A 12,970-nucleotide genomic window follows, 5' to 3' on the forward strand; every position below is an offset into this window, starting at 1 on the left:
AAACCTGCCCGGCTCCCCGTCAGCGCGCACTGCGGCTGAAAATGCGGATTACCTCATCCAGGTGTTCGCTCATGGCCTGGCGTGCCGCGCCAGCGTCGTGCTGCTCCAGCGCTTGCAGCACGCGCCGGTGCTCGTCCTCCGAGCGGTGGGTCATGTCTTGAGGGGTGTAGTGGTTTTGCAGGCGCTGGAACATGCTGCCATAACGATGGCCCAGCAGATGCTGGATCATCAGGGCATAGGCCGGATTGTCCGAGGCCTGGGCAATACGAATATGGAACAGGCGGTCACCAGGGTGGGTGTGGGAGCCTTCGCGGTTGTCCTGGACGTTGCGCTCAAAAGCCTCGCGAATACCTGCCAATTCCTCGTCACTGGCATTGACCGCCGCCAGTGCCGCCGCCTCTGGCTCGATCAGACGGCGGGCCTGGAGCAGGGCGAAGGGCGGGATTTCGGCGCTGAAGTCAATTTCAAGGTTCAGTTCCGGGTCCAGTTCCTTCCACTGATCCCGGGTGGCCTGGGCCATAACGGGCTCATCCGACACCGTTTGCACCGGCGGCTCACACACCAGGACGCCATTACCTACGCGCACATCCACCAGCCCGATGACTTCCAGCGCAATCATCGCCTCGCGCACCGAGGCCCGGCTCACACCCAGCAACTTGGCCAGTTCCCGCTCGGCTGGCAAGCGGCTGCCCGGCGGAAACTCACCACTGTCGATCAAGGCGCGCAGCTGATCGGCGATCTGCCGATAAAGCCGTTGGTTATCAATTACTTGAAATGGCATCAGGAAATAAGCTCTGGTTTTGGCAAAAAAAGACGCTTGTTGAAGCTTGAGGTGCATGCTACAAAAGGCCCAATGGCCTGACCATTGGACGGATATCGTAAAGCGATCATAGCAAACCTTATCCCTGCACTTGTGTCGTTTTGCCATTTGCTACGCCTTTAATGGCCTGACCATTAGGCCAACAATAAAAACAATGACATCGTAACGGAGCACCCATGGATCTTTCCGGCAAACGTGTGCTGATCACTGCCGCTGCGCAGGGGATTGGCCAGGCCACCGTCCAGGCATACCTGGCCGCCGGTGCCGAAGTCTTCGCCGCCGACATCAATGCTGGCGCCCTCGACGCCCTTGAAGGCGCGCACAAACACCTGCTCAACGTCACCGATGCTGCTGCCATTGCGCGCCTGGCCCAGGAACTGGGTCCGCTGGACGTGCTGTTCAACTGCGCAGGCGTCGTACACAGCGGCACTATTCTGGAATGCGACGAACAGGACTGGAGCTTTGCCCTGGACCTCAACGTGACCGCCATGTACCGCATGATCCGCGCTTTCTTGCCGGGCATGCTGGGCAACGGCGGCGGTTCGATCATCAACATGGCTTCTGTGGCCTCCAGCGTCAAAGGCGTGCCCAACCGCTTTGCCTACTGCGCCAGCAAGGGCGCGGTGATCGGCCTGACCCGTTCGGTTGCGGCTGATTTCGTCAGCCAGAACATCCGCTGCAACGCCATCTGCCCCGGCACCGTCGACTCCCCTTCGCTGCGCCAGCGTATCCGTGAACAGGCCGAACGCGAAGGCCGCAGTGTCGACGAGGTGTACGCCGCCTTTGCCGCACGCCAGCCCATGGGCCGCATCGGCACCGCCGAAGAAATCGCCCAGTTGGCGCTGTACCTGGGTTCGAGTGCCAGCGGTTTCACCACCGGCACGGCGCAAATCATTGATGGCGGCTGGAGCAACTAGCCTCAGCTTTTGACCTTGTGGGAGCGGGCTTGCTCGCGATGCGGACGACGCGGTTTGTCTGAAACACCGCAGCGATCCAATCGCGAGCAAGCCCGCTCCCACAACAAGCCTGCCCCTCCCCAAAAAAGGATTGTTTATGAAACTGCTGCGTTACGGTGACAAAGGCCAGGAACGTCCTGCCCTGCTCGACAACAATGGCCAACTGCGCGATTTGTCGGCAGTGGTCGCGGATATCGCAGGCCAGGCCCTGAGCCCCGAAAGCATTGCCCGCCTGCAAGATATCGACCCGTCCACCCTGCCCCTGGTGCAAGGCTCACCCCGCATCGGCGCCTGCGTCGGCCAGGTCGGCAAATTTATCTGCATCGGCCTGAACTACGCCGACCATGCTGCCGAAACCGGCGCCGCCATCCCCGCCGAACCGGTGGTGTTCAGCAAATGGACCAGCGCCATCGTCGGCCCCAACGACAACGTCGAAATCCCGCGCAATTCGCGCAAAACCGACTGGGAAGTCGAGCTGGGTGTGGTCATCGGCAAAGGCGGTCGCTATATCAGCGAAAGCGAAGCGCTTGAGCACGTGGCCGGCTACTGCGTGATCAACGACGTCTCCGAGCGCGAGTTCCAGCTGGAACTGGGCGGCACCTGGGACAAAGGCAAAGGCTGCGACACCTTCGGCCCGCTGGGGCCGTGGCTGGTAACCCGCGACGAAATCGCCGACCCGCACCAGCTCGACCTGTGGCTGGAAGTGGATGGCCATCGTTACCAGAACGGCAATACCCGCACGATGATTTTCCAGATCCCGAAAATCGTCAGCTACCTCAGCCAGTTCATGAGCCTGCAACCCGGCGACGTGATTTCCACCGGCACCCCGCCGGGCGTCGGCCTGGGCATCAAGCCCGAGCCTGTGTACCTGCGTGCCGGCCAGACCATGCGCCTGGGCATCACAGGGCTGGGCGAACAACAGCAACGCACCGTGAATGCCGACTGACAGGGAGCTGCACCATGACCACGATTACTGCCGTACGCGTCGAAGACATCCGCTTCCCCACCTCGCAATCGCTCGATGGCTCGGACGCGATGAACCCGGACCCTGACTACTCAGCGGCCTATGTGATTCTCGAAACCGACACCCCGAACCTCGAAGGCCACGGCCTGACCTTCACCATCGGCCGTGGCAATGAAATCTGCTGCGCCTCGATCAAGGCCCTGGCCAGCCTGCTGGTGGGTCTGAAGCTGGAATGGATCGCCGAAGACATGGGCCGTTTCTGGCGCCACGTGACCAGCGACAGTCAGCTGCGCTGGATCGGCCCGGACAAGGGCGCCATTCACCTGGCCACCGGTGCGGTGGTCAACGCTGCCTGGGATTTGTGGGCCAAGGCCGAAGGCAAACCGGTGTGGCGCCTGGTGGCGGACATGAGCCCTGAAGAGCTGGTGCGCTGCATTGATTTCCGCTACATCACTGACTGCATCACCCCGGCCGAGGCACTGACCCTGCTGCGCGAACGCGCCCGCGGCAAGGCCGAACGCCTGGCCCTGCTCGAAGCTGACGGCTACCCCTGCTACACCACCTCCGCCGGCTGGCTGGGCTATGCCGACGAGAAGTTGCGCCGCCTGTGTCAGGAAGCGGTCGACGCGGGCTTCTCCCACGTCAAATTGAAAGTCGGCCATGACCTGCAGGACGACATCCGCCGCGTGCGCATCGCCCGCGAAGTGCTGGGCCCGGATCGCCAGTTGATGATCGACGCCAATCAGGTCTGGGAAGTGGACGCGGCCATCGACTGGGTGCGCGAGCTGTCGTTCGCCAACCCGTGGTTTATCGAAGAGCCCACCAGCCCGGATGACGTCGAGGGCCATCGCAAAATCCGCCTGGGCGTCAGCCCGGTCAAGGTGGCCACCGGCGAAATGTGCCAGAACCGCATCGTGTTCAAACAGCTGATCATGCGTGAAGCCATCGACGTGGTGCAGATCGACGCCTGCCGTCTCGGTGGGGTCAACGAAGTGCTGGCGGTGATGCTGATGGCCGCCAAATACAACCTGCCGGTATGCCCGCACGCCGGCGGCGTTGGCCTGTGCGAATACGTGCAGCACCTGTCGATGATCGACTACCTGTGCATCGCCGGCACTCACGAAGGCCGCGTGGTGGAATTTGTCGACCATCTGCACGAGCACTTCGAAGACCCCTGTGTGATTCGCAACGCGGCCTATATGCCGCCACAGGCGCCGGGGTTTTCGATCCAGATGAAAGCCGCCTCCCGCGAACAGTACCGGTACCGGGGCTGAAGACCATGCCCGTCACCCAACCGCTGCGGCTGGACGCCCACCAGCACTTCTGGCGCTATGACGCCGCGGCCTACCCCTGGATAGGCCGCGACATGGGTTGTTTGCGCCAGGACTTTCAACCTGATGATCTGCGGCCCTTGCTGGATGCGGCCGGGCTTGACGGCTGCATTGCCGTGCAGGCCCGCGCCTGTGCCAGCGAAACCGACCAGTTGCTCAATCTGGCCAAGCGTTATCCGTGGATTCGCGCGGTGGTGGGCTGGGTCGACCTGTGCGCCAGCGACCTTGAAGCGTCGCTGGAGCGTTGGGCGCAGGCGCCGGTTTTGCGCGGCTTTCGTCATCAGTTGCAGGACGAAAGCTCGCCGGCCGGCTTTATGCAAAAACCCGAATTCCAGCGCGGCCTCGCCACCCTGCAGCGCCGGGGGCTGGTCTACGAGGTACTGGTCAAGGCCCGGGATCTGGGTGCGGTCACTGAACTGTGCCAACAGCATGACCAGCACCATCTGGTGCTCGATCACCTCGGCAAACCCGATGTGCAGGCCAACGATTTAACCACCTGGACCCGGCAACTCGCAGCGCTGGCCGCCCTGCCCCATGTCAGCTGCAAGCTGTCGGGGCTGATCACCGAAGCCCATTGGCAACATTGGAACAGCGCCCAACTGACACCGTACCTGCACACCGCACTGGAGCTGTTCGGCCCCGAACGCCTGATGTTCGGCTCGGACTGGCCGGTGTGCCTGCTGGCCAGTGACTACGAGGCCACCCGCGCCCTGGTCGCCAGCGTGTCACAACACGCAGCCATCTGGGGGGGCACGGCATGCCGCGTCTACAACATTGAGGGAGCAACGCAATGAATCTGCATCTGCAAGACAAGGTGTTTATCGTCACCGGCGGCGGCTCGGGGATTGGCGCGGCCATCACGTTGGGGCTGGCCGACGAAGGCGCGATCCCGGTGATTTTCGGCCACAGCCCGCTGTCCGATGATCTGGCGCGGCAACTGGACCAGCGCGGTTCACGCAGCCTGTTTATGCAGGTCGAACTGCGCGACGAAGGCGCCTGCCGCGCAGCCGTCGCCAGCGTGCTGCAACGCTTCGGGCGTATCGACGGGCTGGTCAACAACGCCGGGGTCAACGATGGCGTGGGCCTTGAGGCCGGGCGCGCGGCCTTTGTCGAATCGCTGGAAAAAAACCTGATCCATTACTACCTCATGACCCACCTGTGCGTGGACGCCCTCAAGGCCAGCCGCGGCGCCATCGTCAATATCAGCTCCAAGACCGCCCTCACCGGGCAAGGCGGCACCAGCGGCTATACCGCCGCCAAGGGCGCGCAACTGGCGCTGACACGGGAATGGGCCACGTCGTTATTGGCTGACGGCATACGGGTCAACGCGGTGATCCCCGCAGAGGTGATGACACCGCTGTACGAGCGCTGGATCGATACCTTCGCCGACCCGCAGGCCAAGCTGGCGAGCATTGTCGAAAAAGTCCCCCTGGGCCAGCGCATGACCACGGCCGCAGAAATTGCCGACAGCGTGCTGTTTTTGCTCTCGCCGCGCGCCTCCCACACCACCGGGCAATGGCTGGTGGTGGACGGTGGCTACACCCACCTGGACCGGGCGCTGACATGAACCGCCAGTGCCTGGCTTTGGACTTGAAGGACGACCCGGCGCTGATTGCCGAGTACGAGCACTTGCACCAACAAATCTGGCCACAGATCAGCGCCCATTTGCGCGGGCATGGCGTGCTCGACATGCAGATCTGGCGTCTGGGCACGCGGCTGTTCATGGTCATGGACACCGCTCCCGGGTTTAGTGCCGAGGCCTTTACCCGGGCCGGCGCCAGCGACCCCAGGGTGCAGGAATGGGAGGCACTGATGTGGCGCTTCCAGCAGCCCACGCCCTGGACTTTGCCCACGGAAAAATGGGCCCCGATGAAACGGATCTTCAGCTTGCCCCCGTAACCCTGTGGGAGCGGGCTTGCTCGCGATGGCATCAGCGCGATTTGCCTGAGACACCGCAGCGATCCAATCGCGAGCAAGCCCGCTCCCACCTATAGATCCTGATTCACGCAAGTCGCCAACAACAATAAAAAGGAGATGCGTCATGTCACTCAAGCACCCGAACGTCGCAGCGCCGTCCTTTACCCGGGCGGTTACGTCCTATCGCTGGGCACTGATCCTGGTCACCTGCCTGTTCTTTCTCTGGGGCCTGTCCTATGGCCTGCTCGATGTACTCAACAAGCACTTCCAGGAAACCCTGCACGTCAGCAAGGCGCAGTCGGGCCTGCTGCAAAGCGCCTACTTCGGGGCGTATTTTCTGATCGCCCTGCCCGCCGGTTTGCTGATGGACAAGTACGGCTACAAGGCCGGTATCTTGCTGGGCCTGTGCCTCTATGCCACCGGCGCCCTGTTGTTTATGCCCGCCGCTGCAGCGCAGAGCTTCCAGTTTTTCCTCTTCGCGCTGTTTGTGATCGCCTGCGGCCTGGGCTGCCTGGAAACCGCCGCCAACCCCTATGCCACTGTGCTGGGTGAGCCCGCCGGAGCAGAACGACGCCTGAACCTGGCGCAATCGTTCAACGGCCTGGGGCAGTTCTTCGGCCCGTTGATTGGTGGCGCACTGTTTTTCAGCGGCGCCAACAGCACCGACACCACGCAATCGCTGCAAATGACCTATCTGGTAATTGCCGCACTGGTGTTGCTGGTGGCCATCCTTATCGCCCGCACCCCGCTTCCCGACCTGCGCGAGCAGGAAGTGCAAGCCGCGCAACACGACCACAAAAGCCTGTGGCAACACCGTGAGTTCGTCACCGGGGTCATCACCCAGTTCTTTTATGTGGGTGCGCAGGTTGGCGTGGGTGCGTTTTTTATCAACTACGTCACCGAGCACTGGGCGCAAATGAGCAGCCAGCAAGCGGCATATCTGCTCTCGGTGGCCATGCTCAGCTTTATGTTTGGCCGTTTCTTCAGTACCTGGCTGATGGGCCGCGTCAACGCCCAGCGCCTGCTGCTGATCTACGCGCTGATCAACGTGGCGCTGTGTGCGGTGGTGGTGCTGGGGTTTGAGGGCGTGTCGGTGGTCGCACTGGTGGCGACGTTCTTCTTTATGTCGATCATGTTCCCGACGCTGTTTGCCATGGGCGTGAAAAACCTCGGCCCGCATACCAAACGTGGCAGCTCGTTCATGATCATGGCCATTGTCGGCGGCGCGCTGCTGCCCTACATCATGGGCATGGTGGCCGACCACTCCTCCACCGCGGTGGCCTATCTGTTACCGATGGGCTGCTTCCTGATCGTTGCAGCCTATGCGCGTGCTTCCCTTAAAAAAATCTGATTGCTGTACTCCACAAAAACAATAACGGAGCACCCCATGTCCAATCCCGCTTTGCAACAGGCGCTGAGCAAAATCCGCTGGCGCATCCTGCCCTTTGTCGCCCTGATGTTCGCGATGGCGATCATCGACCGTTCCAATATCGGTTTTGCCAAGCACGCCCTGCAGGCGGACACCGGCCTGAGCAACGCGGCGTTTGCCCTGGGTGCGGGGATTTTCTTTATCGGCTATGCGGTGTTCGAAGTCCCCAGCAACCTGATGCTGCACAAGATCGGCGCGCGTATCTGGCTGAGCCGGATCATGGTGACCTGGGGGTTGGTATCGGCGGCAATGATGTTTGCCCACGACGAAACCAGCTTCTATATCTTGCGGTTTCTGCTGGGCGTCGCAGAAGCCGGGCTGTCGCCGGGCGTGGTGCTGTACCTGACCTACTGGTTTCCGCAGAACCAGCGTGGCTCGGCCTATGGCATTTATTATTTTGGCGTGCCGGTGTCGCTGATGGTAGGCGGGCCTGTGTCGGGCTGGTTGCTGGAAAGCGCGCAGTTCGGCCTGACCGGCTGGCAGTGGATGTTTGTCACTGAAGGCCTCGCGGCGTCGATCATCGGCGTGTTCGCGTTCTTCTACCTGACCGACAAACCCCGGGATGCCAAGTGGCTGAACACTGAAGAAAAGGCCGCGATCGAGCACGAGCTGGAAAAAGAGCAACTGCAAAAAGCCAACAAAGGCCCGTCGTCGTGGCGTGCAGCGATGTTCAACCCGGTAGTGCTGTACTTCACCCTGATCTACTTCACCATTCAGGTCAGCGTGTATGGCGTGCTGTTCTACCTGCCGACGCGAATCGCCGAACTGCTGGGTACCGGTATTGGCCTGAAGGTCGGCGCACTGACCTCCATTCCGTGGATTGCCACCGTGATCATGCTGTACCTGGTGACCCGCCATGCCGACCGCAAGGGCCAGCAAACCCGCTATGCCGCGTTGATGTTGGCACTGGCGGCCGTGGGTATGGTTGGCTCGACCTTAAGTGGCAATCTGGTGCTGGTGATTGTGGCGTTCTGCGTGGCCGCCGCCGGTTTTATTACCGTGCAACCGTTGTTCTGGACCCTGCCTACGCGCTTTTTGGGTGGCGCGGCGGCGGCCAGCGGGATTGCCGTGATCGGTGCCCTGGGCAACCTCGGTGGTTTTCTCGCGCCAACAGTCAAGACCTGGGCCGAGGGCTACTTCAACAACCCGCATGCGGGCATGTACTTTCTGGCGGGGATGGCGGTACTGGGGGCGCTGATGCTGATCCGCTCGGCCAGGACCGGGCACGAGCCGGGCAAACTCCCGGCACCTGCGCCTGCGCCACACTGACGCTGCAGAGGTATTAACCCGGGTCACATGTGAGCTACATTGGGTGACAAACAACAGCCCGTAAACTCACAAAGGGTGACCCGTGAATACCAATCAAAAACTGCGCACCTTCGACCTGATCCGTGAAGCGGTACTGCCCGAGTACCGCGATCGGGTGAACGACTACCTGAGCCTCTACGAAGAGGCACTGCACAGCGAAAACGCCCCGGCTGCCGACATCCAGGCCAGCGCCCAGCAACTGCGCGGCTACCTGCGCGGCCTCAACACCACCCGGGTGCTGGGCATGGCCGACTGGGAAGAACTGGACCGGCGGATTAGTGAATCCTGGTTGTAAAACCTGTGGGAGCCGGCTTGCCTACGATGCTGACAACCCGGTCTGGCTGGCGCACCCCGGGGATGCCATCGCGAGCAAGCCCGCTCCCACAGAGGGACGCGGCAGCCCCCGGATTTTGTGAGCACCGCAAAAACTGTGGGAGCCGGCTTGCCTGCGATACAAACAACCCGGTCTGGCTGGCGCACCCCGGGGATGCCATCGCGAGCAAGCCCGCTTCCACATAGGGACACGGCAGACCCCGGATTTTGTGAGCACCGCAAAAACTGTGGGAGCCGGCTTGCCTGCGATACAAACAACCCGGTCTGGCTGGCGCACCCCGGGGATGCCATCGCGAGCAAGCCCGCTTCCACAGGTAATCTCGTGTTATAGGGGTCAAACCCAGATCGCGTCCCACAAGGGGTAGTCTCCCACCCGCTTGACCAGCCCGGCACGCAGCGGGTTGGCAATCACATAACGGGCCACCTGCTTGATATCTTCATCACGCCGCAAGGCATGGTCGTGGTAGCCCTGCTGCCAGCGGCGGCCTGCTTGTCCTGTAACCTGGTTGATTGCGCGGGTGCTCAACGATTTTGTGCGGCACATCAAGTTATCCAGCGAGCCCTGTTCAAGGCTGATCAGCCAATGAAAATGATCGGGCATGACCACCCATGCCAGCGAAGTGGCCAGCCCCTGCACTTGTACCTGCTTGAACTGTTCGACCACCCGTCGGCCTACACGCCAGTTCAGGAAAATGGGTTGCCGATGCAGCGTATTGGCGGTCAGAAGATAAATGCGATTTGGCTCGCTGTAACGACCACGGCGCAGACGGTGGGAGGCGGGAAAAGAAGACATGGCCTGACTCTATTAGTTGATGAATTTCAAAGGCTAGTCAGTAGCGGGCCAGCCACAGCGGGCATCGTTTGACGGGATATGTCGTGGGATTTTTTGTGAGCACCGCAAAACTTGTGGGAGTTGGCTTGCCTGCGATGCAAGCAACCCGGTCTGGCTGGCGCACCGCAGGGATGCCATCGCGAGCAAGCCCGCTCCCACAGAGGTGCGCGGCAGCCTCCGGTTTTAGTGAGCACCGCAAAACTTGTGGGAGTTGGCTTGCCTGCGATGCAAGCAACCCGGTCTGGCTGGCGCACCGCAGGGATGCCATCGCGAGCAAGCCCGCTCCCACAGAGGTGCGCGGCAGACCCCGGATTTTGTGAGCACCGCAAAAACTGTGGGAGTTGGCTTGCCTGCGATGCAAGCAACCCGGTCTGGCTGGCGCACCGCAGGGATGCCATCGCGAGCAAGCCCGCTTCCACAGAGGGGCGCGGCAGACCCCGGATTATGTGAGCACCGCAAAACCTGTGAGAGCCGGCTTGCCTGCGATGCAGGCAACCCGGTCTGGCTGGCGCACCGCAGGGATGCCATCGCGAGCAAGCCCGCTCCCACAGAGGGACGCGGGTGACCCCGGATTTTGTGTGCACCGCAAAAACTGTGGGAGCTGGCTTGCCTGCGATGCAAGCAACCCGGTCTGGCTGGCGCACCGCAGGGAGCAAGCCCGCCCCAACAAAGGCTCAGTCAGGCGGGAGCAAGCGTGGCCAAGGGCGCTTCCGGTGCCTGCGGCTCCTTGAGCAACGCAAAATAGGCAAACGCCGAACACGCCGCCACCACCGCACTGATCACGAAGGCCGAGGAAAACGAACCACTCTGCTGCACGCTGAAGCCAGTCAGGATCGGCGCAATCGAGCCCGCCAGATAACCGCCAAAGTTCTGGATCGAGCCAAACGATGCCACCCGCTCCGACGGCACGATGGTGTTGACGATCATCCACGCCGTGGCGCTGGAAATATTGATAAAGAACATGGTCAGGCACAGCAGGATCACACAGGCCACCACGTTGGTGGTAAAGGCCACGATCAGGGTAAACAGTGCCCCGCCCAGCAGGCCCAGGATCACCATCAGCTTACGGCTGGCCAGCACCCGCATGCCCCGCGCCACCAGGCGATCGCAGCATTTGCCAGCCACTATGGTACCCAACGCGCCAAACAAATAAGCCAGCGATACCACCCAGGCCGTGCGATACAAATCCAGCCCGTGCTCGCGCTCAAAATAACCGGGCAACCAGGTGAGGTTGAGCCAGATCATGTAGATCACGCCCATAAACCCGAGAAACGCGCCCCAGGTGTTGCGGTCCTTGAACAACGAGGTCCAGCGCACTTTCGGTGCCTTGACCTGGTGCACCGGCACCGGCTCCGCACGGCCTGTCTCGGCCATGTATTGCGCCTTGCTTTTGTAGAACTTGAACCAGCACACCGCCAGTAGCAGGCCCATCACGCCCGTCAGGATAAACATCCCGCGCCAGCCCAGATGCACCATGAACACTGTCAGCAACGGCGGCGCCAGGCACGGACCGATACAGGTCGAAGACCACACCCAGCCGGTCGCGGTACCGCGCTCCTGGGTATCAAACCACTCCGACAACGCCTTGGCTGCCGAAGGAAACACCGGCGCCTCGCCAATGCCCAACAACACCCTCAGCCCGACCAGATGACCGTAACTGCTGAACAGGCCAAAGGCCGCTTGCGCCACCGACCACACCACCAGCGACCCGCCCAGGGCCAGCTTGCTGCCCAATTTGTCGATCAGGGCGCCGAGGGGCAGTTGCGAAAAAGCATAGGCAATGGAAAACGCTGACAGCATCACGCCCATTTGCATCGGGCTGATGGCCAGGTCTTTCTGGATGGTGGTATTGGCGATGGATAAGGCACTGCGGTCAAGGTAGTTGACCACGCCAATCAGGAACAGGAAGAAGATCGTCAGCGTCTTGTAGCTTTTTATTGTTCTCATACGCGCCTCTCATGAGCGGTTGCGCCCCTACCCGACAGGTGGGGCGACGCTCACTTTAGAGGGCGGTTGGGCCTGTGCCCAATTACATCATTCCATCAGTTAATAACCCTGCGTTATCAAGGCGTCTGGCGTGCACCGCGCAGGGCATCGGGGCCACTCAACAAGGCGTCGATAAAGGCTTTTGCCGACCACTGCGGGACCTCGTTGCGCCGGGTAATCACCCCGTAGTCAGCCAGCACCAGCGGAAACGGCAACGTCAGCCGGGTCAGGCGACCCGCCTGGATTTCCGGCTCGACCATCGACTCGGCCAGCATCGCCACCGACGGTGTGGTTTGCAGCAGTTGCATGGTGGTCTGCAACGACACGGTTTCCACGGTGTTTTCCGGGGTTTGCATGCCTGCTTCGACAAAGGCTTTTTCCACCCGGGCGCGCATCGGCGTGCCCGTGGGGTAAATCACCCACGGCCAGCTGCCCAGATCCGCCAGCGGCACTTCACTGGCCCCGGCCAGCGGGTGCTGGCTGCCCGTGACCAGGCACAACGGCTCCGGCGCCAGCGCCTGGAAATCGAACAACTCACGATGGCGGTCGAGGGTAAACCGGGCCACCACCAGGTCCAGTTCCTTGTGTTCGAGCAAGGTCAGCATATTGGCACTGGTGCCTTCGAGCACCTGCACGGTCAGCAGCGGCCAGTCTTGCTTGACCCGCACAATGGCAGCAGGCACGGCCAGGGCCGTGGCCGCATAAATAGTGCCGACCTTGATCAGGCCATGCCCGCCCTGGCGCAGATGGTTGATCTGGCTGACAAACTGGCCGGTGTCGTTCAAGGCAATCTGGGCGAAACGGGCCACATGGCTGCCCAGGTCGGTGAGGGTCATGCTGCGCGGCAAGCGGGCAAAGACTTCAAAGCCCAGCTGATGCTCGATCTCGCGCAGCATCTTGCTCACGGCCGGCTGGCTGATGCTCATTTCCTGCGCGGTGGCATGCATGTTTTGGGTGCGCGCCAAGGTGTCGACAAGCACCAAATGGCGAAAGCGCAGCCAGTTGCACAGCTGATTGAATCCAACATCCGCCATCCGATAACCCCCGGTTATTAAGTCCTGAGAATATCTCATTGGCGATTATCGCAGCGCAAT

Annotated in this window: 13 protein-coding genes; 9 read left to right on the forward strand and 4 right to left on the reverse strand. The window is 61.7% G+C overall.

Annotated elements, in window-relative coordinates; all coding sequences use genetic code 11:
* Positions 1 to 19: 19 nt before the first annotated feature.
* Complete coding sequence (locus tag BLU25_RS08305; protein WP_029611564.1) at positions 20 to 781, reverse strand: FadR/GntR family transcriptional regulator; 762 nt, start codon at positions 779 to 781, stop codon at positions 20 to 22.
* A gap of 215 nt (positions 782 to 996) precedes the next feature.
* On the opposite strand from BLU25_RS08305, the gene BLU25_RS08310 reads away from it, so the two are divergent.
* From BLU25_RS08310 to BLU25_RS08350, 9 genes are all read left to right on the forward strand, one after another.
* A complete protein-coding gene (locus BLU25_RS08310) occupies positions 997 to 1,737 on the forward strand; it encodes an SDR family oxidoreductase (protein WP_016782163.1) in 741 nt (246 codons plus the stop codon).
* 136 nt (positions 1,738 to 1,873) lie between these two features.
* Positions 1,874 to 2,722, forward strand: coding sequence for a fumarylacetoacetate hydrolase family protein (locus BLU25_RS08315; protein ID WP_016782162.1), 849 nt, complete (start codon positions 1,874 to 1,876; stop codon positions 2,720 to 2,722).
* A 14-nt stretch (positions 2,723 to 2,736) separates the two neighbouring features.
* Complete coding sequence (locus tag BLU25_RS08320; RefSeq protein ID WP_016782161.1) at positions 2,737 to 4,014, forward strand: L-fuconate dehydratase; 1,278 nt, start codon at positions 2,737 to 2,739, stop codon at positions 4,012 to 4,014.
* 5 nt (positions 4,015 to 4,019) lie between these two features.
* Positions 4,020 to 4,865 (forward strand): amidohydrolase family protein, encoded by an 846-nt coding sequence (locus BLU25_RS08325; RefSeq protein WP_016782160.1) that lies wholly within the window; start codon positions 4,020 to 4,022, stop codon positions 4,863 to 4,865.
* On the forward strand, positions 4,862 to 5,638 hold the full coding sequence (locus BLU25_RS08330; RefSeq protein WP_016782159.1) for an L-fucose dehydrogenase: 777 nt from the start codon (positions 4,862 to 4,864) through the stop codon (positions 5,636 to 5,638). Before BLU25_RS08325 ends, BLU25_RS08330 begins: the two co-directional genes overlap by 4 nt.
* Positions 5,635 to 5,970, forward strand: coding sequence for an L-rhamnose mutarotase (locus tag BLU25_RS08335; protein WP_016782158.1), 336 nt, complete (start codon positions 5,635 to 5,637; stop codon positions 5,968 to 5,970). Before BLU25_RS08330 ends, BLU25_RS08335 begins: the two co-directional genes overlap by 4 nt.
* A 142-nt stretch (positions 5,971 to 6,112) precedes the next feature.
* On the forward strand, positions 6,113 to 7,339 hold the full coding sequence (locus BLU25_RS08340) for a sugar MFS transporter (RefSeq protein WP_016782157.1): 1,227 nt from the start codon (positions 6,113 to 6,115) through the stop codon (positions 7,337 to 7,339).
* Between the two features lie 36 nt (positions 7,340 to 7,375).
* Complete coding sequence (locus tag BLU25_RS08345; RefSeq protein WP_016782156.1) at positions 7,376 to 8,686, forward strand: MFS transporter; 1,311 nt, start codon at positions 7,376 to 7,378, stop codon at positions 8,684 to 8,686.
* 82 nt (positions 8,687 to 8,768) lie between these two features.
* A complete protein-coding gene (locus BLU25_RS08350) occupies positions 8,769 to 9,020 on the forward strand; it encodes a hypothetical protein (RefSeq protein WP_016782155.1) in 252 nt (83 codons plus the stop codon).
* 372 nt (positions 9,021 to 9,392) lie between these two features.
* Here the strand turns inward: BLU25_RS08350 and BLU25_RS08355 are convergent, their stop codons facing one another.
* The 3 genes from BLU25_RS08355 to BLU25_RS08365 all read right to left on the reverse strand — a co-directional run bounded on the left by BLU25_RS08355 (position 9,393) and on the right by BLU25_RS08365 (position 12,910).
* Complete coding sequence (locus BLU25_RS08355) at positions 9,393 to 9,851, reverse strand: REP-associated tyrosine transposase (RefSeq protein ID WP_016782154.1); 459 nt, start codon at positions 9,849 to 9,851, stop codon at positions 9,393 to 9,395.
* A 717-nt stretch (positions 9,852 to 10,568) separates the two neighbouring features.
* The gene (locus BLU25_RS08360) at positions 10,569 to 11,837 is read right to left on the reverse strand and encodes an MFS transporter (protein WP_016782153.1); all 1,269 of its coding nucleotides are present in this window, start codon (positions 11,835 to 11,837) and stop codon (positions 10,569 to 10,571) included.
* Between the two features lie 116 nt (positions 11,838 to 11,953).
* Positions 11,954 to 12,910 (reverse strand): LysR family transcriptional regulator, encoded by a 957-nt coding sequence (locus tag BLU25_RS08365; RefSeq protein WP_016782152.1) that lies wholly within the window; start codon positions 12,908 to 12,910, stop codon positions 11,954 to 11,956.
* Positions 12,911 to 12,970: the final 60 nt, after the last annotated feature.

The organism is Pseudomonas fragi (genome assembly GCF_900105835.1).
GTDB lineage: Bacteria > Pseudomonadota > Gammaproteobacteria > Pseudomonadales > Pseudomonadaceae > Aquipseudomonas > Aquipseudomonas fragi.